General features: G+C 46.9%; 18 protein-coding genes and 1 pseudogene. 14 read left to right on the top strand and 5 right to left on the bottom strand.

What is annotated here, in order from left to right; genetic code table 11:
- Positions 1 to 20: 20 nt before the first annotated feature.
- Positions 21 to 620 (bottom strand): RNA polymerase sigma factor, encoded by a 600-nt coding sequence (locus tag KE626_RS29430; protein ID WP_211976648.1) that lies wholly within the window; start codon positions 618 to 620, stop codon positions 21 to 23.
- A gap of 168 nt (positions 621 to 788) precedes the next feature.
- Between KE626_RS29430 and KE626_RS29425 the strand changes: the two genes are divergently transcribed.
- The 10 genes and pseudogenes from KE626_RS29425 to KE626_RS29380 all read left to right on the top strand — a co-directional run bounded on the left by KE626_RS29425 (position 789) and on the right by KE626_RS29380 (position 10,170).
- Positions 789 to 1,568: a (Fe-S)-binding protein gene (locus tag KE626_RS29425; protein ID WP_211976647.1), complete on the top strand. Its 780-nt coding sequence runs from the start codon at positions 789 to 791 to the stop codon at positions 1,566 to 1,568.
- Between the two features lie 87 nt (positions 1,569 to 1,655).
- Complete coding sequence (locus tag KE626_RS29420; RefSeq protein ID WP_211976646.1) at positions 1,656 to 2,159, top strand: hypothetical protein; 504 nt, start codon at positions 1,656 to 1,658, stop codon at positions 2,157 to 2,159.
- 125 nt (positions 2,160 to 2,284) lie between these two features.
- A complete protein-coding gene (gene miaB / locus KE626_RS29415; RefSeq protein ID WP_211976645.1) occupies positions 2,285 to 3,697 on the top strand; it encodes a tRNA (N6-isopentenyl adenosine(37)-C2)-methylthiotransferase MiaB in 1,413 nt (470 codons plus the stop codon).
- 59 nt (positions 3,698 to 3,756) lie between these two features.
- Positions 3,757 to 4,998 (top strand): sigma-54 interaction domain-containing protein, encoded by a 1,242-nt coding sequence (locus tag KE626_RS29410; protein WP_211976644.1) that lies wholly within the window; start codon positions 3,757 to 3,759, stop codon positions 4,996 to 4,998.
- Between the two features lie 23 nt (positions 4,999 to 5,021).
- Positions 5,022 to 5,513, top strand: a pseudogene (lptE, locus tag KE626_RS29405) (LPS assembly lipoprotein LptE); the annotation flags it as partial.
- A gap of 63 nt (positions 5,514 to 5,576) precedes the next feature.
- Positions 5,577 to 6,773, top strand: a complete 1,197-nt coding sequence (locus tag KE626_RS29400) for a hypothetical protein (RefSeq protein WP_211976642.1) — start codon at positions 5,577 to 5,579, stop codon at positions 6,771 to 6,773.
- Between the two features lie 18 nt (positions 6,774 to 6,791).
- Complete coding sequence (gene secG, locus KE626_RS29395) at positions 6,792 to 7,151, top strand: preprotein translocase subunit SecG (RefSeq protein ID WP_211976641.1); 360 nt, start codon at positions 6,792 to 6,794, stop codon at positions 7,149 to 7,151.
- Between the two features lie 134 nt (positions 7,152 to 7,285).
- A complete protein-coding gene (mltG, locus tag KE626_RS29390; RefSeq protein ID WP_211976640.1) occupies positions 7,286 to 8,338 on the top strand; it encodes an endolytic transglycosylase MltG in 1,053 nt (350 codons plus the stop codon).
- Between the two features lie 111 nt (positions 8,339 to 8,449).
- Positions 8,450 to 9,418, top strand: coding sequence for a YihY/virulence factor BrkB family protein (locus KE626_RS29385; protein ID WP_211976639.1), 969 nt, complete (start codon positions 8,450 to 8,452; stop codon positions 9,416 to 9,418).
- Between the two features lie 143 nt (positions 9,419 to 9,561).
- Positions 9,562 to 10,170, top strand: a complete 609-nt coding sequence (locus KE626_RS29380) for a redoxin family protein (protein ID WP_211976638.1) — start codon at positions 9,562 to 9,564, stop codon at positions 10,168 to 10,170.
- Positions 10,171 to 10,244: 74 nt separating this feature from the next.
- On the opposite strand, the gene KE626_RS29375 is transcribed toward KE626_RS29380, so the two are convergent.
- Positions 10,245 to 12,776 (bottom strand): M14 family metallopeptidase, encoded by a 2,532-nt coding sequence (locus KE626_RS29375; protein ID WP_211976637.1) that lies wholly within the window; start codon positions 12,774 to 12,776, stop codon positions 10,245 to 10,247.
- Positions 12,777 to 12,904: 128 nt separating this feature from the next.
- Here KE626_RS29375 and ggt point away from each other — a divergent pair, with 128 nt between their 5' ends.
- From ggt to KE626_RS29355, 4 genes are read left to right on the top strand one after another with little or no spacing between them, the layout of a single operon-like run.
- On the top strand, positions 12,905 to 14,611 hold the full coding sequence (gene ggt / locus KE626_RS29370; protein WP_211976636.1) for a gamma-glutamyltransferase: 1,707 nt from the start codon (positions 12,905 to 12,907) through the stop codon (positions 14,609 to 14,611).
- Between the two features lie 18 nt (positions 14,612 to 14,629).
- Positions 14,630 to 15,160 (top strand): DUF1572 family protein, encoded by a 531-nt coding sequence (locus KE626_RS29365; RefSeq protein WP_211976635.1) that lies wholly within the window; start codon positions 14,630 to 14,632, stop codon positions 15,158 to 15,160.
- Between the two features lie 3 nt (positions 15,161 to 15,163).
- Positions 15,164 to 15,586, top strand: a complete 423-nt coding sequence (locus KE626_RS29360) for a hypothetical protein (RefSeq protein WP_211976634.1) — start codon at positions 15,164 to 15,166, stop codon at positions 15,584 to 15,586.
- A 5-nt stretch (positions 15,587 to 15,591) separates the two neighbouring features.
- Positions 15,592 to 16,635: a PLP-dependent aminotransferase family protein gene (locus KE626_RS29355; protein WP_211976633.1), complete on the top strand. Its 1,044-nt coding sequence runs from the start codon at positions 15,592 to 15,594 to the stop codon at positions 16,633 to 16,635.
- Positions 16,636 to 16,717: 82 nt separating this feature from the next.
- Here the strand turns inward: KE626_RS29355 and KE626_RS29350 are convergent, their stop codons facing one another.
- Genes KE626_RS29350 through KE626_RS29340 form a run of 3 tightly spaced genes read right to left on the bottom strand, consistent with a single transcriptional unit; the run spans position 16,718 to position 19,996 of the window.
- Entirely contained in the window at positions 16,718 to 17,707 is a 990-nt protein-coding gene (locus tag KE626_RS29350; protein WP_211976632.1) for a DUF5007 domain-containing protein, read from the bottom strand.
- A gap of 24 nt (positions 17,708 to 17,731) precedes the next feature.
- Positions 17,732 to 18,406, bottom strand: coding sequence for a fasciclin domain-containing protein (locus KE626_RS29345; protein WP_211976631.1), 675 nt, complete (start codon positions 18,404 to 18,406; stop codon positions 17,732 to 17,734).
- A 33-nt stretch (positions 18,407 to 18,439) separates the two neighbouring features.
- Positions 18,440 to 19,996: a RagB/SusD family nutrient uptake outer membrane protein gene (locus KE626_RS29340; protein WP_211976630.1), complete on the bottom strand. Its 1,557-nt coding sequence runs from the start codon at positions 19,994 to 19,996 to the stop codon at positions 18,440 to 18,442.
- Positions 19,997 to 20,002 lie beyond the last annotated feature (6 nt).

Below are 20,002 nucleotides of genomic sequence, written 5' to 3'. Positions count from 1 at the left end.
CCCAATTTTTTTTATTTTTTTTAACGGAGCCTCCCAAAGCCCTGCTGCAGGGCCCAAAATATAATGGTAACCAGTTTATCGCTGTGCTTCTTTAAAAACCGGAGCGCCTGCGATAACAATACATAGGTAGCATTTACGCTGAGCGACATCAGCGCCGCGGTTTCCTTGGTGTCCAGCCCCTGGAAATAGCGCAGGTGCAGTACTTCTTGCTGCCGCCGGGGCAACTGGTTAATTACCTGTACCAGCTTTTGCTGCTGCTCTCTTTCCGTTTCGTCTACAATCATGATCTGCTCGGGAGAATAACTGAAGTCCGCCTTATCCATCGACTGATCAAATAGCTGCGGTACATACAGGGGCTTCAGGCTGCGGATAATTTTCCTTTTCAGACTGGCCAGTAAATAAAAACGGATGGTATCAGTAATGGACAAACGCTCCCTGCTGAACCAGAGCGTCACAAAAAGATCATGGATACAATCTTTTACAATTGTTTCATCCGCATGAATCTTCATTCCATAATTATACAATGCAGGAAAATGTTGTGTGTAAATGAAAGACAAAGCATGCTTATCGCCTTCCACTACCTTGATCCATAACTCCTTATCATTCAGGCTGGCGTACAACTCAGTTGGATTTTAAATTTGTGCAGTTCTATTTTTTATCTATATTCAATTCGTCTTAAAGATATAAACAGTAATAATAGTAAGCAAGTGTCGGAAATTAAAGGTACTTCCGAACTTCAGACAGTTGCCTGACGCGCAGTCATTTGGTATTAATTTAAAAAACTAAGAATGCATATTAAGACAATGGCAGAATATGCCGCAAACGGAGAAACCCCGGAAGTCCTTTTTTGGGTGGGGTGTGCAGGGAGTTTTGATCAGCGGGCGCAAAAAATCACCAAAGCATTTACTACGATCCTCGACAAGGTAGGTATTCAGTTTGCGATATTGGGAAAAGAAGAAAGCTGTACCGGCGATCCTGCGAGAAGGGCCGGCAACGAGTTTATTTTCCAGATGATGGCGCAGAACAATATACAGCTGCTGAATATGTATGCCGTAAAAAAGATCGTGACTGCCTGTCCTCATTGTTTTAATACCTTAAAAAATGAATATCCGGCGCTGGGTGGCAACTACGAAGTAATTCACCATACTACTTTCCTGCAAGCCCTGATTGATGAAGGAAGGATAAAGATGCAGGAAGGCGGCACTTTCAAAGGGAAAAAGATCACCTATCACGATTCCTGTTACCTGGGGCGTGCCAACAATATATATGAAGCCCCCCGCAAAGTGCTGGAAACACTGGATGCTGAACTGGTGGAAATGAAGCGTTGCCGCAGTAAGGGCTTATGCTGCGGTGCCGGCGGAGCACAAATGTTTAAGGAAGAAGAAAAAGGCAGCACCCGTATCAATTTTGAACGCGGCCATGAAGCCGTAGCTACCGGCGCTTCCGTGATCGCCTCCAACTGCCCCTTCTGTATGACCATGTTAACAGACGGTATAAAAGAGGCCGGCAAAGAAGAAGAAGTAAAAGTGCTGGATGTGGCGGAGTTAATCGCCCAGAGCATGAAATGAATGACGAATTACAAATGACGAATTTTATCATCTTCCCGCAAATCCGTAATTCGTCATTCCTAATTCGTAATTCTTTAAATTTGCACTATGAATACTAATAACATCTTCCCTTCAGACTTCTCTCCGGTCTCCAGGGTGTGGATATACCAGAGCAACAGACCGTTCAATGAACAGGAAATACAGGAGATCAATGAGCAGCTGCATCAGTTTACCTCCCAGTGGAATGCCCACGGCGCACCGGTAAAAGGCTGGGGCCAGGTAGTGCTGGGCCAGGTGATTGTACTGATCGCAGATGAATCACAAACCACCGTAAGTGGTTGCAGCACAGATAGTTCTGTTCGGATCATCAAAAGTATAGAAAAACAGTACGAGGTGAATATGTTCGACCGCCTCCTGCTGGGCTTTATTGTAAAAGATAAGGTGCAGCTGTTGCCTATGGCACAGGTGGCTTATGCACTGGAAAAAGGCTATATCGACGAAAACACCATCTATCTGAATAATACCGTACTCACCCGGCAGGAACTGGATACACACTGGCTGCAGCCGCTGAAAGACAGCTGGATTGCCCGGAAACTGGGAGTGAAAGCGTAAACCGCCGTGTTATATTATTGGCCCTGTAACAGCTGGCTGTTACAGGGCTTTTATTTTCTCTTGCTGCCATTCTGTCATTTTGTTATTTTTATTACCTATTTTTGCCTTCCAAAATTTTTGTCAGGATGCTTGATCTGGATACCAAAGTGCATGATGAAAGTCGCCAGGGAGAAGCCTTTTCTCCTGCAACGACTGGCACCCAAACATATACTAAAAAATTCTACATTGAGAGTTATGGTTGTGCTATGAATTTCAACGATAGTGAAATTGTTGCTTCCATACTCGGGGCAGAAGGCTATGGCCCTACCAGGAACGCCGAAGAAGCCAGCCTGATACTGCTCAATACCTGCTCTATCCGCGAAAAAGCGGAGCAAACAGTACGCAAACGTTTAACTGAATTCAAAAAAATAAAACAACAAACACCCGGTATGCTGGTGGGCGTTTTAGGCTGTATGGCCGAACGCATTAAAGGCAAACTGCTGGAAGAAGAGAAACTGGTAGACCTGGTAGTGGGCCCCGATGCATATCGGAGTCTCCCTGCCCTGATAGCAGAAGCGGGGTCAGGCCAGAAATCAGTGAATGTTTTATTGAGCCGTGAAGAAACCTATGGCGACATCAGCCCGGTAAGACTCGATAACAACGGGGTTACCTCCTTTGTATCGATTATGCGGGGATGTAATAATATGTGCACCTTTTGCGTGGTGCCTTTTACCCGTGGCCGGGAGCGCAGCCGCGACGCCCATTCTATCGTTCGTGAAGCAGCAGAACTTTTTGCCAACGGATACCGCGAAGTAACACTGCTGGGGCAGAATGTTGACTCCTACTACTGGAACAACGATGACGGTAGCGAAACAGTGACCTTTGCCATGTTGCTCGAAAGAGTGGCACTGATCAACCCTTTGCTGCGTGTGCGGTTCAGCACCTCCCATCCAAAGGATATCACAGATGAAGTACTCTTCACCATGATGAAGTACGACAACATCTGTAATTACATACATCTGCCCGTACAAAGCGGCAGTTCACGTATACTGCAACTCATGAACCGCACCTATACCCGGGAGTGGTACATAAAAAAGGTAAACCGTATACGCGAACTGATCCCCGACTGTGGCCTTTCTACCGATATTATTACCGGGTTCTGTTCCGAAACGGAGGAAGACCACCAGGAAACGCTTAGTCTTATGGAATTTGCCCGCTACGATCTCGCTTACATGTACTTCTATTCCGAACGCCCCGGTACACTGGCCGAACGCCGCTACCAGGACGATGTTCCGGAAGATGTAAAGAAAAGAAGACTGGCGGAAGTAGTGGAATTATACCGCGGACACTCGCAGGCTTCTATGGAAAAAGAAGTAGGTAAAATCTTCAATGTACTGGTAGAAGGCACTTCCAAACGTTCAGATGAACAACTTTTTGGCCGCAATGACCAGAATAAGGTAATCGTATTTCCAAGGGAAAACTTTAAAAAGGGCGATTACGTAATGGTGAAAGTGGAAAGCTGCACATCCGGTACCCTGATAGGAAAAGCAATGCAATAGCAGTCCGTGGCCCATTGCCGGGGACTATATTTTTAACCATCAAACATGAATAACCGCTTATGGACATACAGGCTATAAAAAACAGGTTTGGCATTATTGGCAGCAGTCCTGCACTCAACTACGCATTGCAGGTGGCTGTACAGGTAGCCAATACCGATCTCACCGTGCTGATAAACGGGGAGAGTGGTGTTGGTAAGGAGGTTTTTTCACAGATCATTCATGCCCTGAGCGCACGTAAACATAATCCCTTCATAGCCGTTAACTGCGGCGCCATACCCGAAGGCACCATCGACTCCGAACTTTTCGGTCACGAAAAAGGATCATTTACCGGTGCGGTAGACAGCCGCAAGGGCTACTTCGAAACGGTGAACGGCGGTACCATTTTCCTCGATGAAATCGGTGAAATGCCCATGGGTACCCAGGCCCGCCTGTTGCGCGTACTGGAAACCGGCGAGTATATCCGCGTGGGGTCCTCCAAAGTACAGAAAACAGATGTGCGTGTAGTTGCCGCCACCAACAGGGATCTGCTGGAACGTACCCAACAGGGCAAGTTCCGCGAAGACCTCTACTACCGGCTCAACACCGTGCCGATACGCGTGCCTGCACTCCGCGACCGCAAAGAAGATATTCCTTTGCTGTTCAGGAAATTCTCGGTCGACTTCTCCGAAAAATATAAAACCCCTTCCATACAACTGGATGAAGAGGCTCGCAACATATTGGTGAACTACCCCTGGAGAGGAAATATCCGTGAACTTAAAAATATTGCAGAGCAGATCTCTGTGCTGTCGTCCGACAAACTGGTGACCGCCAGCGACCTGAAACGCTTTCTCCCGGAGCTGCCGGAAGTAAACCGCCTGCCTATGCTGGCAGCGCCGCAACAACAAAACAGCGATTTTAACAGTGAAAGGGATATCCTGTACAAGCTTTTCTTCGACATGAAAAAAGATGTGACGGAGGTAAAGAAAATGTTTTTTGACATCCTGCAGAATCCCAATAACATGCCGCATGCAGCAGAATATGCCGCTGATAATCATGTATTGCATAGTTATCCTTCTGCCGCTGAAATGAACGTACCTGCCAGCAGCAGTATCGGCACCGCCCAGCCTATTATCCTGGCGGATAATAAAATTGATCATCACGAAGAAGTAGAAGAAACACTGTCTATTGCCGACAAAGAGAAAGAACTCATTGTGAAAGCGCTGAAAAAACATAAGGGCAAACGCAAGGATGCCGCACTGGACCTGGGTATTTCAGAAAGAACGCTGTACCGCAAACTGAAAGAATATAACATCGCCGAATAAACGAATTTAATATCAGCACAACAATGATCCGCAATATCAAAGTATTTATATCAATAGCCATACTGGCGGTAACAGCCGGATGTAGCGTAAAATATTCTACCACCGGCGCCAGTATAGACCAGGACGCGAAAACGGTGAACGTGCGCTTTATTGAAAACAGGGCGCCGATCAATAACCCAACGCTGAGTCAGAAACTGACCCAGAAACTGCGGGATAAAGTCACCTCCCAAACCCGTTTAACCCAGGTGAATGAAAATGAGCCGAGAGCGGATTACGAGTTTAAAGCTACCATTACCGGCTATTCCTTTTCCAATGCGGCTGTAACCAACGTTGACCAGGCAGCCACTTCCCGTTTGAATGTAACTGTAAATGTTACCTTCATTAAACGGGTAGGCGACAAAAAAGGATTTACCCAATCCTTTTCCCGCTCTGCGGAGTTTTCAGCGTCCCAGTTGCCCAGCACAGTGGAAAATGGTCTGCTCGAAAACAATATTATCCCGGGTATCACCGATGATATCTTTAACAGGGCATTTGCGAACTGGTAATGCGTAAAGCATTTTTTACTACATTAGCAACCTATGACGGCAAACAGGATTATAGCGCATGTTTTTCTGCAACCATCACTTCACCAGGTGGATGAAGCAGTGATGGAGCGACTGGTAGCGGATCACCCGTATTTTTCTGCTGCCCGCCTTTTACTGGCGAAGAAAGTGTATCAGCAAACCGGCGATCTGCAAAGTGCCGCCGTAAAAAAAGCCCTGCTGTACAGCAATCACCAGCACTATGCCTGCCTGGCGATTACCGCAGTACAACAATTACAGGAAGTAGAAACCCGCGTTGCAGAGGTGATACCGGAAGATAGTCTCCCGGAAGAACCAATCGCTGCCGCAGATATAACCGAATCATTAGTGGACGAAATAGACGCAGCAACCGTATTGCCGGAAGTGGAAGATCGTATTCCAACAGTAATACCCGAAGATGCCCTTCCGGAAGACGAAACAAGGGAAACAGCAACTGAAACAAACGAACCAACAGCATACATAACTGACCAAATATCAGCAGAAACAATGGCTGCTGTAGCATTTGAGGCAGTAGTAGCAGAGCTGTCAGCCGAAAAGGCCGCTGCAGAAATATTCGAAAACGCGCCGCCGCTTTCCTTTGCAGATTTTGAACCTGGTCCTGTCATCAAAGCACCAACCGCTGATATGCCATTGCCACCGGTTGTTCCGGCTCCTGCAGAAAGCATAATGGCAGCAAACGACAGCGGGGATAGTGAAGACGGCGAAGCAAACGCAGGCCCCATCAAGATATTCCCGCTGGGAATAAACCTGGAGGTAGAAGAAACGGAGCTAATTTTCCAACCATTATATACAGATGATTATTTTGCCTATAAACGGCTAAAAAATCCGGAAGAGGCTGATGATTTAAATGAACAGGGGGCTGCAGAAATGAAAAGCTTTACTTCCTGGCTGCGCCAGATGAAAGATAATTTTGTGGGAAAAACCAGTAAAGACTGGTATCACCAGCAACTGCACAAAATTTATGAAGAAGATGATGAACCGGAAGTATCAGAAACAGTAGAGAAAATGGCCATGGACTCTATTGTATTTAATAATGATATTGTATCGGAAACCCTGGCGGAGATCTGGGTACGACAGCACCAATATGCCAACGCGATTAAGATATACCAAAAATTAAGTTTGCTTAATCCCGACAAAAACGCTTATTTTGCGCAGAAGATTTTAGAACTAAAGTCACAAACAGAAAAAAAATAAATATAAATAGTAATTTCTATGTTGATAATTTTTGGTATCCTGATCATATTAGCCTGCATTTTACTGGGCTTCTTCGTGCTGATCCAGAACCCTAAAGGTGGCGGACTCTCCGGCGCACTTGGTGGTGTTGGTAATCAGGTGATTGGGGTGCGTCAGACTACTGACGTGTTGGAAAAAGGTACCTGGATCCTGGCAATACTGATTGCAGTACTGTGCCTGACTGCTCCTTTCTTTATCGGTAAGAGCGGCAAAACACAGGTGGTGGCTCCCAGTGCAGTAGAAAAAGCTTCTGCAGGTGCGCCTATCACGCCACAAGCACCAGCAACGCCGCTGCCAAATACACCGGCGCCAGCTCCTGCTCCTGCTCCCGGCAAATAAATTAGATTTATCTGAATAATAATATTTAAAACCTCGCCGTTAAAAGCGAGGTTTTTTTTAATGGCGACTGGCAGCGTATCTTGAAAACCTGACTCACAGCCGTATTCGCTGAATTGTAACGTCCAACACGATCTATGGCTAAAAAAAGCAAAACATCCAGCGCAAAATCTGTCTGGATAAGACGGATACTGGTGATTGCCGGCTGTTTGGCTGCCGGCGCCCTCGTATATATCTCCTACCGTGTATTCGGCCCCAATACCAAAGCTTTTGGCGACAGCAAATACTTTTATGTACGTACCAACAGTACTTACAGTAATGTATTGGACGGACTGGAAGAACAGGGCATCATCCGTAACCGCAACAGCTTTAACTGGGTGGCACAGCAGCTCGACTACCCCTCCCGCGTAAAGGCAGGGCGTTATAAGATCAGCAGAGGCATGAGTAACTTCGACATTGCCCGGTTATTGCGCTCGGGGAAACAGAGCCCGGTGGTGCTGGTCATCAATAAACTTCGCACCAAAGACGATTTTGTACGCAAAGTAAGCAACAACCTGGAAGCCGACTCCAACGTGCTCCGCTCGCTTATGAGAGACGCAGTATACCTGCGGCAGTTTGGCCTCGACACCAACACCGTGATGTGCGTGGTAGTGCCCAACACGTACGAGTTTTACTGGAACACCGGCGCCGAAACCGTATTCAAAAAACTGGAAAAAGAAAGAGAAGAATTCTGGAATGCAGAGCGGAAAGAGAAAGCGGATAAACTGGGTCTTTCACAGAATCAAGTCACCATACTCGCTTCCATTGTAGAAGAGGAAAGCAATAAAAACGATGAGAAACCGCTTATATCCAGCGTATACCTGAACCGCTACCGTAAAGACATGCGCCTCCAGGCAGATCCCACCGTGAAATTTGCATTGCAGGATTTTGGACTGAAAAGGATCCGTGAAAATCACACCCTTTTCGATTCTCCCTATAACACTTACCGTTATTCCGGACTGCCTCCGGGCCCTATCTGTACCCCATCGGAGAAAACGCTGAATGCCGTTTTAAATACTCCGGAAACAGATTACCTTTATTTTTGTGCCAGGTCTGACTTCTCCGGCTATCACGCTTTTGCAGCCACCTATGCAGAGCACCTGGTAAATGCCAGGAAGTACCAGGCAGAATTGAATAAAAGAGGATTTTAAAAATATATTTACTTAATCCGGCAATTGGCAACCGGTAAGTACAGCGCAGACAAAACAACACTATCTCCGCCGCATTTACTAACTGCTAACAGCTAACAGCTAATCGCTAAATTGGCTTTCAAACCCGAAAACATCATCTTTCGTTCACGCCCTTACCGCCGCCTGGTGGAAAGGACTAAAACCCTCATCCTTCCTGGATTTGAAGGGTTGCCGTTGTATGATGTGCTGAAACATTTCGGGGAAGAAACAAAAAACAGGGGGCTGGGCGACCGCGCCAGGGCTATCTCATTTAACTTCCTGCTGGCTATACCGCCCTTTTTCATCTTCTTATTTACACTGGTGCCCTATGTACCGGTGAAAAATATTGAGTCCACACTATACGACCTGGCAGAGGATCTTACGCCGAACTACAATACTTATATGATTGTAAGAGGAATGATCCATGATTTCCTCTACACACACCGTAACGGGCTGCTCTCTATCGCTTTCCTGATGGGATTTTTTTATTCCTCCAATGGCGTAATGGGCATACTCCGTTCCTTCAGCAAAATCCAGGGCGCCGGTTTCAGGAAAAGGAAGTGGTGGCAAAACAGGCTCATCGCCCTGCAACTCACCGCTATACTGGTGGTGCTCCTGCTGATTACCGTAGGCCTGATCATTGCCCAGGGGGCTACCCTTCGATGGGTATTTAACCTCATAGGCATTAAAAGTACCCTGCTGAGGAATGTGATCGATATTGGCCGCTGGGTGGTGATCGTCATGCTTTTTTACTCCGTAAACGGTTTCCTGTACCGTATTGGCGCCGCTACCACCCGCCGGTGGAAATTTATAACCGCTGGCGCTACGGTAGCCACCATATGCATGATCCTGGTTACCGTTGGCTTCTCCTGGTTTGTAAACAACTTCGGTAATTACAATAAGATCTATGGATCAATTGGTACCATCCTCGTACTCATGCTCTGGATCTTCCTCAACTCCCTCATCCTGCTCATAGGCTTTGAACTCAATGCCAGTATCAGGGCTGTCAGCGACGAAAAAAAAGAAGAAAAAAAGAAGCAACTACCTGCTAATCAGGCATAACTCCTACCATTTCTATTTATACTTGTTAAAAAATTTTATTTTATATTTTTTTATTATATTTTACTTGATTATTTGCTCTTGAAAAAGCAAAAAAATACTATACCATTTCACTATATTTAGTCAGGACCTGAAAACCATTTGCTATGCTTAAGGCCACCTTTTATTTATCCTGCTGTACCGTTTTATTATCATCCTTTCAACCAAACAGGGAGGCGCCCCTGGAGCCTGGTGCACTTTTACCAAAATCAGAGATCACCTGTATGGATGTTTCCGGTAAGGAAATCTCTTTGGGAGCTGCCAAACTGACTAACGGATTGCTGGTTATTTTCGGGAGTAATGAATGTCCTTACATGCAGCGCAACCAGGACCGGTTGCGTCATATCTGCGGCTTTGCCCGCAAAAACAATATTGGTGTTGTGATCGTTAACTCCAACGAGGCAGCGCGTAATGGGAAAGAGTCTTTTGCAGCCATGAAACAATATGCTGCCACTCAGCAATTTACCTGGTATTATATTGTCGATAAAAACGCCCTGCTCGCGGATGCGTTCGACGCCAATCATACACCTGAATGTTTTTTATTCGATAAGAACAGCCGTCTCGCTTACAAAGGAGGGATTGATGACAGCCCGGGGAACCCCGACGCGGTAAAAGCACGCCTGCTGCAGAATGCTATCAATGAAATGCTGGCAGGGAAGGCGGTTACGCTGAACAGTACGCACAGCCTGGGTTGTAATATCAAAAGAAACCTCTGATAAAGTTTAGCCAGGTAGTTGTTTTCCGGAGATGAATACCGCAGCAACCGCCTGGCTAAACAATCATTTTATCATTACTGTCCTACCAGGAACACAGCATTACTGAACAACAGCTTACCATTTTCCCAGAAGCTCCTGAACAGCGGATTATCCGCCATTATCACCACTTCACCATTACCGATATCCTTTACGCCAAACAGCAACCCATCTTTCAATTGCTGCCTGGTATCTACACCTACAAAACCACTGAGATAGCTGTCTTTCTTCAATACCCCTACATTCCAGCCCCCGCTTTCTATAAATTCGTATAGCCGTGCATCCTGTTTCAGTGTGTAGTAAAAGGCAGGATAACCAAAGGCCAGCGGATGGGTGGTATCCAGCTGTACTTTATAAATGGCCCCGGGGATAAACTGCTTAATACTTTCCCTTTCCCTGTTGGCATATGGTTTTAACGCATCATATACACGTGCTTTGTCCTTATCCTTGTCTTTGCCCTCTTTATTTTCTTCTTCCTTCTTCAGCTTTATACCCCAGTCGGCGTTTGCCAGTTGAGCAGCAGCGCTTTCCAGTGCAATCAGTTTTCCCCCGTTGCTCACCCATTCTTTTAATCGTTCAGTGGCCGCCTTGTCACCAAATACTTTGTAACTACCTTCTGTTAAAATCAGCACGTCTGTTTGCTCCCAGTCGATATCGCTCATATTTCGTTCATTCACCACCGTTATAGGGAAATCCAGCTGCTGTTCAAAGAAATGCCATACCTCGCCCATACCCAACGACGAAATACCGGTACCTGACAACAGCGCGATCCGGGGTTTCCTGATATACCGGATCTTGTCTGATCCGAAATCCGTTCCCTTATCTACAAATCCGCTGCTAACGGCATCCAGGCTGATCTTAAACCGGTTAGCCTGGCTGGTGATATACTGATCAAACCACTCTCCTTTGCTGGTATTGCCGGAGCGGGTAATGATCAGTGTACCGGCAGGAAAGTCCTTCCCTCCCACGCTGAATGGAATTTCTGTAAACCGTACTTTGATATCGTTCTGTAACAACGCTGATAAAAATTTCACATCACGTAAACTATTCCATTGCGCGAGGTAGGCGTAAGGCTTCTGGGCCGACAACGGCGTGTTATTACGCGTGGCCGGCGCACCCGCTGCCGGGGTAAGCGGTTGTTTCACAGCATAAGAGGTTAGCCCGTATGCATACGGCAACGCCCAGGCAGTGATATCATAAGTCACGGAATCGGTTAAGCGCGACACCGGCTCAAACAACACCCGCAGCATATTGGAATGAGGTTGATATGCGCTGATCACCAGGTCTTCCTTGTCGATCGCAAATGTTTCAGTTTTACCCGTAAAATAATTGAAGCCACTGGCATTGCCTGCATTAGCGCCAAAACCGAAAGCAATATTATTTTTACGCAGCAACTCCGCCAACGTATTTAGCTTCTCTGTATTACCACCTGCCTTTACCACGTACGACTTGTACCCACCCTGTGGTGTTTTCAGTGCTGCGGTAAAATAATTGCCATACTCTGTGATCACTTTCGCCGCATTTTGCGAGGCTACTTCTATTGTCGAGATCCCCGTGGTGTAATGATGCGCAATACGGTCGATCAAGGTAAGAGTGTCACCATCTCTCTTTAACACAGCTACTCCTGCCCTGCCACTGCCGCCTTGCTCATAGGTCATACCCAGGGCGCCATTATACATAGGATAAGTGTCGCCATAGCTGGGATAAAAAAGATCGAAGCGTTCCCGGGTAAAATACAACCAGCCCTGCTGATCAAAATACTTCGCATTATTTTTACCGATCATCACCTGCAGCTGCCGCTGCCAGGGGGTAATGGCATCATGGAAAGGTTCTGCTGCCGGTGCAAAATAATAAGGCGCTTCTATTTCCTGTTCATGAAAATCCACGTGTACCTGCGGCATCCACTCGTTATATTTTGCGACGCGCTGTTGTGATTCTTTTTGTGTTTGCCATGCCCAGTCACGGTTCAGATCAAAATAGTAGTGATTAGCCCTTCCGCCCGGCCATGGTTCATTATGCTCCCTGGAATAGGGGCTCACATTAGGTTTGGCGCCACGGGCACTGTTATAAAAGTTCACATATCTTTCGCGCCCGTCAGGATTCAGACAGGGGTCTATGATCACCACGGTATTCTGGAGCCATTGCTGCGTTTGCGCGTTACCGTTATTTACCAGCTCGTATAATGTTTTCATGGCAGCTTCCGTAGATACTGCCTCATTACCATGTACATTATAACTTAACCACACAATCACCGGCTGATTGGCGCCACTGTTGCCTTTTGCATTGGACATATCCAGGCTATGCTGCCGGATTTCTTCCAGCCGGGGGAAATTTTCCGGAGAAGCCACGATAGCCATGATCAGCGGCCGGCCCTCATAGGTAACACCGTATTGTTCCAGCTTTACATTTTTGGCCGTAGCGGCTACCTGTTTAAAATAGTCTACCACCTTGTAGTGTGGGGTAAATTGAGTTCCCAGGGGATAGCCGAGAAACTGATCGGGCGTTGGCGCCTGTGCCTGAACAAGAATAAAGCCCAGCATAGCGAAAGCCAGTAATACATATCTGCGCATAAAAAGCCTGCAATTAGACCATTAAGTTAGGAATTATAACGCAACCGGAGGTGGGATATCCGTTTGCTTTATGATAAATTTCCTATAATTCCCCTGCATGTCTTAATTTCGATCCAAACACGATATCCATGCGTTACCTGATCCTGCTCGGGATGACGGTATGTACACTACACACCGCCTGTGCCCAACAAAAAATAAATGACCTGCATCCCTACGACTATACTATTGAGAAAGACATCAAGGTATTACACGGCGCCGTAGTATCAGCGCATCCGCTGGCCAGCAGGGTGGGCGCCATGATATTGCAACAGGGCGGTAACGCCGTAGATGCGGCTATTGCCACGCAGTTGGCCCTGGCGGTAGTATACCCGGGTGCAGGTAATATTGGCGGAGGGGGCTTCCTGGTAGGCCACCTGAAAAACGGGCGTAATATTGCTATCGACTACCGGGAAACAGCCCCGGCAAAAGCATACCGGGATATGTACCTGGATTCGGCGGGTAATCCTGTTACCCAGCTGAGTTTGGACGGCCCGCTGGCTGCCGGCATCCCTGGTACGGTGGCCGGCTTGTTTGCCTCCATGAAATATGCAAAACTGCCTTTCGTCAAACTCATTGATCCGGCTATTTTCCTGGCAGAGAAAGGCTTTGTAATCACCGCCGCCGACGCAGAGGGCCTTAATACTTATAAAGGTGACTTTGAAAAACTGAACACCACCAAAACAGTATTTGTAAAAAACGAACCATGGAAAGCGGGCGATACCCTCGTACAAAAAGAACTGGCTCATACGCTCACGCTTATACGAAATAAAGGCACCGCAGGGTTTTACCAGGGGGAAACCGCCGCTAATATGGTGGCAGAAATGAACCGGGGCAAAGGCATTATCAGTCTGCAGGACCTGAAAAACTATAAAGCCCGGGAACGGAATGCAGTAGCATTTAACTATAAAGGCTATACGATTGTTACCATGCCCCTGCCTTCCAGCGGCGGCATTTGTTTACAACAGCTGATGGGGATGGTGGAAAACTATCCGCTGTCGCAATGGGGTTTCCAGTCCCCCCAATCCATACAACTGATGGTGGAAGCGGAAAGAAGGGCTTATGCCGACAGGGCGCAATTCCTCGGTGATCCGGACTTTGTAAAAGTGCCGATGGCTAAGTTAACTGACAAGAAATACCTGGCCGCCCGTATGCAGGACTTCACTCCCGGCAAAGCCGGCTCCAGCGATCATACCAAAGCAGGCGTTTTCCCGGAAAGCGAAGAAACCACCCACCTCAGCATCATCGACGACGAGGGCAACGCCATTGCCGTTACCACCACGCTGAACGGGCATTTCGGCAGCAGAACAGTGGTCGCCAAATCCGGATTCCTGCTGAACAACGAAATGGACGACTTCAGCGTAAAACCCGGCGTACCGAATATGTACGGATTGGTAGGCACAGAAGCCAATTCCATAGCACCGCACAAGCGCATGCTCAGCTCCATGACGCCTACACTGGTATTGCAGCAAAACCAGGTGTTGTATTCGCTGGGAACACCCGGCGGATCGACTATCATTACCTCCGTGTTTCAAACACTCATAAATGCATTGGAATTTGGTATGTCGCCATCCGATGCCATCAACAAACCCAAATTCCACCACCAGTGGCTGCCCGACCAGGTTGCCGTGGAACCCGATTTCCCCGACAGTACCATACAATCGCTGGAAGGAATGGGGTACAAAGTGGTAAAACGCGGCTATATCGGCCGCACAGAAATCATCAAAAGAGCGCCTGAAAGCCGCTACCTGGAGGCTTCCGGGGATAAACGCGGCGACGACAGCGCAGCAGGATATTAATTCAAAATAATTATACCAATGTCCATTCAATCCATTTACTTACAAAGTGCGTTACAGCGACTGGAAACGCACCGGCAGCTGGGTGTTAAAACCATTGAAAGGCTTAGCACCGCACAGCTCCACTGGCAACCCGATGGGGAACCCAACAGCATTGCCCTGATTATCCAACACCTGCATGGCAACATGTTATCGCGCTGGACCGACTTCCTAACAACCGATGGAGAGAAATCCAACCGTAACAGGGACCTTGAATTTGAAGAAAACAATATTGCTGCCGAACAACTGTTACAACTATGGAACAGCGGCTGGGATTGCATGATGAAGGCGATCGGCAGTTTGCAGGAAACGGACCTCGACAGAACCGTTTTCATCCGCAACGAACCACATATCGTAATAGATGCCATCAATCGCCAAATGGCACATGTACCCTACCACGTGGGACAAATAGTGTATATTGGTAAAATGATCCTGAAAGATCAGTGGCAAAGCCTGTCTATCCCAAAAGGAGGATCTGCGGCATACAATAAGGATAAAATGGGGAATAAATAGTTCATGAAAATACGTATAGTCCTGGCCGTTATTTCCACTATGCTGGTAATAACAGCCTGCCAAGGCAAAAAAAACAACGAGCTGCTGATGAATAAAAAGTGGCGGGTGTACGATGTAAAAATCCCGCCGGAATCGCCTATCAGCAACACGCAGTACATACAGGCACAAGACCTGAAAAAAGGTTATTACCGGGATGCTTATTACCAGTTCCTGGATCATAACGTTTTTGTGGCTACCATCGCCGGCAGATCTGATACCGGCAAATATTTTATTCTCAGCAACGGCGCTATGATCTCTGTTACGGCGAAGAACGGCGACCGCAAAGTAGAAAACCTGGTCACTGTAACCAAACTCACAGATGATTACTTTGACATGCAGGTAACCTCCACCGATTTTCAGTTTATCTTATGTACTAAGAAAGAATAAACGTCATGTTATATACAGATAATACGCCCGGCAGAACAGTAGTACTGGAAGACCGCACCTGTCTCTTTTTTTCCGGGTTTGCTTACCTGGGGCTGCACCAGCTCCCCGCTTTCAAAGCGCTCGTGATAGAGGGCATTGAGAAATACGGAGCGCTGTTTCCCTCTTCCAGGGCAGGTAACTTACGTTTATCTATATACGAAGAAATAGAGCATGCGCTGGCGGTTCACCTGCAACAACAGGCTGCCACCGTATTTTCATCCGGCTTCCTGGCCTCCCAGGCTACAGTACAATATGCAGCCGGCTGCGGAGAGCTGCTGTATGCGCCAGGCAGCCACCCCTCGTTATGGTACCAGGAACCGCTTCTCCCTGCTATATCCCGGGAAGAATGGATCACCCATACCATTGAACTGGTTAATACACATCCCGACCATCACTTCGCTATTATTACCGATACCGTCAACCCGCTGACCAGCACTATTCACCCATTTCACTGGCTGCAGGAGTTGCAACGCAAAGTGCTGGTGGTAGCAGACGATTCGCATGGTATCGGTATCCTGGGTCCTGCAGGACAAGGAGCCGTTCATTTTTTACCACAATCGCCCGCCCTGCGTTACCTGATCACCGCTTCCACTGCCAAGGCTTATAGTCTCCAGGGCGGTGTTATTGCCGGGCATGCGGCAGACATCACCGCATTGAAAAAATTACCCATCTATTCGGGAAGCACTCCCATGATGCCCGCTCACGCACATGCCTGGCTGCATGCCGGTGAACTGGTCCGGAAAATGCGGATGTCGCTCCAACAGAATATTGCCTACCTGCTGCATCTCAGCGCAGGCAGTAGTGTGCATAATCCGCATGCCCTGCCTGCGTTTATTTTGCCGGCTGGTGACGGGCTTGTACAATATCTGCAGGACAGGGATATTATCATTTCCAGCTTCCCTTATCCGCAGCCGCACAGTGAGCCGGTAAACAGGGCGGTAGTGAGTGCCTTGCATTTGCAGGAAGATATGGCGACGCTGCATAGGTTTATCGGGGAGTATTTACATTAAGACTTAAGACGAATGGATATAAACGGCGAGAGGAGTACAATACATGTACTCCTCTCATTGTTTTTATAGTGCTCCCAACAGGCTATTTACTAACTCTTGTCGTTTTCGGCATTCTCAGTTCTACAACATACACACCCGCCTTCATCAATCGAAATGCGAACAGTGGGTTCACACTACCAACTTTGGTGGTCAGCGTTTTGTCAATCGACACAAATGCAGAAGGAATACGGTAATACATCAGGTAGTTCCAGTTAGTGCCTCCATTTGAATATTTGCTCAACGGGAACGGTGCAATTTCGAAATTACAGATCATAGCAGTGTCTGTATATTCAATTGGATGGAATCTTGCATAGTTCTCGAAAATAGGACGATCACCACGCTTGATGATCTCTCCTTTTTTAGGATTGAAAGGATTACCGTTCTTATCTGTTATTTTCAGAATTACAGAGGCACCACTTTCTTTCACCCTGGTAATAGTCATGGTAGGCTGCCCCATTGGAATGGTAGCAGATCCGTCATCCGGGAACAGGTTACAGTTGGCGGTTGTTTCTGTGATCAATGGCGGATCAATGGTGGTCATTGTCGCTATATTCTTGTACAGCTTTGAACCTGCTACGTTGGATACTTCAATGTCGTATTCATAAGTAACGCCAAGCGGCAAACTATCGGTAGCTCCATTGAATATAAACTGACCGCTGCTCAGGAATTCGTATGGTTTTAACTGCTTTAGCGTACGTTTTTTATTCACCTGTTCAATAGTGGTATCCTCTGCGGGATTTACAGCAGCAGTATATACGTATACCGGGTATTCTTTAAAAAACTCATCCGCATGTTTGTGCGTATCAGCCCTTCTTACATCCACTAATTTAATGGTCATAGGTTGGGTGGTACCATCCGCAAGAATGGCACTCGTTTTCTGGAATGGGTTTCCACGCTGGATAACGAGAGGAGCATCAGGCACATACAGTCCATCGCTTAAAAACCCTTCGTCTATTTTCTTACAACCTCCGGCCAGAATACCCAACAGGATAGCAGCTCCCAGTAATTTTTTCAGATTATATTTATCAGACATAATGTTAAGTTTATTGTGGTAAGACTACTTCCAGTAAAAAGCGTGTGTATTGGCTAATACGTGCAGTACGCCTGTTTTGGTGATGATACCCGTGGTTTGCAGCAGGTCTTCAATATCCCGGTCTCCCTGTGGGAAGTCATCCGGCAGCGGATCAGGATCCAGTCCGTTGATAATTTTTGCTACATAGATATACCGCACACCTTCAGACAGGATACCACCGTACTGGTCGGTTTTCTTTAACCTGATGTCAAAGTTTTCTCCTACCTTATTTTTATAGATCTGTTGTTCCAGGGAAAGATCTGAACGCTGGATCTTACCATCATACATATAGGCCATCAGGGAGTCGCGGACCTCGGGGGCTTTAAGACTATCCAGTGTATATAACACGTTTTCATCGTTCAGTTCATCCTGCAGTTCCTTGGTCCGAACTTTCAGAAACTGTTTGATAGAATAATCCGTAGGCGCCATGAAAGTGATGTTGCTATTAATCGTTTCTTTCAGGCCGGCCTTGTCTATCAGCAGGATCAGCGTATCAAAAAGCGGGTTCGCCTTGAGGTAATCATAGGTGGTTAAATCGGTATGGTCTTTCGTAAGACTTCCCCCTACAAAGTGGTCATCTTTTTTGCAGGCAGCAAACAACAGCACTGCCAGCAATAACACCCATCCGCCTTTTGTTGTTAATATGTTTGATTTTTTCATGTCAGTTCTTTTAAACGGTCATAATAATTTGCACTACTTCACTCTTCCCAGCCAGAAAGGATTTTGTGTAATAACATTGTTGTTCAGGAACAATACACGTCCTACCGGCCATTTCCAACCGCCCGCATCGAAGCGGCTCTGCGGGAAGTTACCGCCGGCAATCTCAGCATTCGTCAGCAAACCTGTGCGTACCAGGTCAAACCAGCGTTGGCCTTCTGCATATAACTCGCGGGAGCGTTCACGCATTACTTCCCATTTAATATCATCTATATCGTCCGGCGTCAGTAAATCCGCATGTGCCCTGGCTCTTACCGTATTGATATCTGCCAGTGCAGCGCTCATATTAGCCTGATCGGCATAGGCTTCGGCACGCAAAAGAAGCAGATCTGCATAACGCATTACAATGATGTTGGCGTCAACAGCCGCACCGGTGAAGGTAGCCGGGTTTTTGTAGTAAATATTCTCCCGGTTAGGTCCTGCAAATTTGCAGATCACAGAATTGTAAGGTTTATCCGCATCCAGTGTAGAGAAGAAATATTGTAAACGTACATCGGGCGTATTGTCGCCATAGAGGTTACCGATCAGCTCCAGGTTAGGTGCATCAGGTTTGCCGCTCTTTTGCTGGATAAAAGGTTCTTTCAGGGTAGAATAGTAGAAACCTTTCTCTACCTGTTGTTCACCATTTCCTACCTGCATATTAATTTCGAAAACACCTTCATTGGATTTACCATGGAATATTTTCGGATAACTTTCAGCAGGCAACAGTTGGTATTGACCGCTCGCTACCACTGAATCTACTGCGGCGATGGCATTGGTAAGGTCAGCAGCTACGCTCCCTTTATTCAGGAAATTTTTCCACATATATACATGGGCCAGTAAACCAAAAGCAGCGCCTTTGTTAGCTCTCACCGCTCTTTCTGAGCCATTGGTATATGCCATTGGCAACAGGCTGATCGCGTTTTTCAGATCTCTCACGCAACTGTCGAGTATAATTTTTTCATTTACACGCGGCAGGTTTACAGAATGACCCGGGTCATTATCATAAGCGAGTACCTGCGGCAGATCTCCCCAGATACGGGCCATATAAAAATAAGTGAAGGCACGGAGGAAGTAAGCTTCCCCCAGTAAACGGTTACGGGTTTTTGTTGGCTGATCCGTGAACTTCGCATCCGGAATTAAGGGTAAATGATGCAGCACCAGGTTGGCCTGTGTGATCACTTTATAATACGGCGTCCAGTCATGATATCCTTCCAGGTAGCTGCCGAGGAAGTCTGCATTATTAAAACCATCACCGCCTTTCACAAGAAATCCCAGGTCATACTGGTTATAATCTGTAAACTCAAAAGCGGGTAATGAGCCATAAGCAAAATGCGACATGTTCTGGTCATAAGCAGTATTAGACGTTAACGCTTTGCGCAATAAGGCGTAGTTACCTGCAATGCCTTGCTCTGCATCACGTTGATTCGTCCAGAATACAGACCCATAAGGCGAATTGATCGGGTCCTGGTCCAATAGCTTTTTACAGGATGTAAATGGAGATAATACCAATCCCGCCGCGAGTACCACGAAAATATGTTTAAGACAATTCATAACAAC

Origin of the sequence: Chitinophaga hostae, from assembly GCF_018224885.1 — a bacterium.
GTDB lineage: Bacteria > Bacteroidota > Bacteroidia > Chitinophagales > Chitinophagaceae > Chitinophaga > Chitinophaga hostae.
This window is presented reverse-complemented; position numbering and strand designations above follow the sequence as displayed.

Coding starts and splice junctions, on each gene's coding strand:
- ggt (WP_211976636.1), top strand. CDS start 12,905: ATGCGTTACCTGATCCTGCTCGGGATGACGGTATGTACACTACACACC.
- KE626_RS29350 (WP_211976632.1), bottom strand. CDS start 17,707: ATGTCTGATAAATATAATCTGAAAAAATTACTGGGAGCTGCTATCCTG.
- secG (WP_211976641.1), top strand. CDS start 6,792: ATGTTGATAATTTTTGGTATCCTGATCATATTAGCCTGCATTTTACTG.
- miaB (WP_211976645.1), top strand. CDS start 2,285: ATGCTTGATCTGGATACCAAAGTGCATGATGAAAGTCGCCAGGGAGAA.
- KE626_RS29410 (WP_211976644.1), top strand. CDS start 3,757: ATGGACATACAGGCTATAAAAAACAGGTTTGGCATTATTGGCAGCAGT.
- KE626_RS29425 (WP_211976647.1), top strand. CDS start 789: ATGCATATTAAGACAATGGCAGAATATGCCGCAAACGGAGAAACCCCG.
- KE626_RS29340 (WP_211976630.1), bottom strand. CDS start 19,996: ATGAATTGTCTTAAACATATTTTCGTGGTACTCGCGGCGGGATTGGTA.
- KE626_RS29380 (WP_211976638.1), top strand. CDS start 9,562: ATGCTTAAGGCCACCTTTTATTTATCCTGCTGTACCGTTTTATTATCA.
- mltG (WP_211976640.1), top strand. CDS start 7,286: ATGGCTAAAAAAAGCAAAACATCCAGCGCAAAATCTGTCTGGATAAGA.
- KE626_RS29420 (WP_211976646.1), top strand. CDS start 1,656: ATGAATACTAATAACATCTTCCCTTCAGACTTCTCTCCGGTCTCCAGG.
- KE626_RS29375 (WP_211976637.1), bottom strand. CDS start 12,776: ATGCGCAGATATGTATTACTGGCTTTCGCTATGCTGGGCTTTATTCTT.
- KE626_RS29345 (WP_211976631.1), bottom strand. CDS start 18,406: ATGAAAAAATCAAACATATTAACAACAAAAGGCGGATGGGTGTTATTG.
- KE626_RS29360 (WP_211976634.1), top strand. CDS start 15,164: ATGAAAATACGTATAGTCCTGGCCGTTATTTCCACTATGCTGGTAATA.
- KE626_RS29365 (WP_211976635.1), top strand. CDS start 14,630: ATGTCCATTCAATCCATTTACTTACAAAGTGCGTTACAGCGACTGGAA.
- KE626_RS29400 (WP_211976642.1), top strand. CDS start 5,577: ATGACGGCAAACAGGATTATAGCGCATGTTTTTCTGCAACCATCACTT.
- KE626_RS29355 (WP_211976633.1), top strand. CDS start 15,592: ATGTTATATACAGATAATACGCCCGGCAGAACAGTAGTACTGGAAGAC.